Annotated in this window: 1 protein-coding gene; it reads right to left on the bottom strand. The window is 61.7% G+C overall.

From position 1 onward, the window contains the following. On the bottom strand, positions 1-300 hold a 300-nt coding region (locus BK660_RS33225; RefSeq protein ID WP_404942963.1), incomplete at both ends, for an AMP-binding enzyme.

Below are 300 nucleotides of genomic sequence, written 5' to 3'. Positions count from 1 at the left end.
AGCTCTTCATCCCGCAGCTCACGACGCAAGATCTTGCCGACGTTGGTGGTCGGCAGCGCATCGCGGAACTCCACCGAGCGCGGTACCTTGTAGCCGGTGACGTTGGCGCGCATGTGCTCCATCACCGTTTCCTTGGTCAGGGTCACGCCCGGCTTGGCAACGATGAAAATCTTGATCGCCTCCCCCGACTTCTCGTCCGGCACGCCGATGGCCGCGCACTGCAACACGCCCGGCAAGGTCGCCAGCACGTCTTCCAGTTCGTTCGGGTAACCGTTGAAACCGGAGACCAGAATCATGTCT

This window comes from Pseudomonas brassicacearum (genome assembly GCF_003732265.1).
GTDB lineage: Bacteria > Pseudomonadota > Gammaproteobacteria > Pseudomonadales > Pseudomonadaceae > Aquipseudomonas > Aquipseudomonas brassicacearum_D.
The sequence above is the reverse complement of the archived record's forward strand: the minus strand, read 5'-3'. Positions and strand labels throughout refer to the sequence as shown.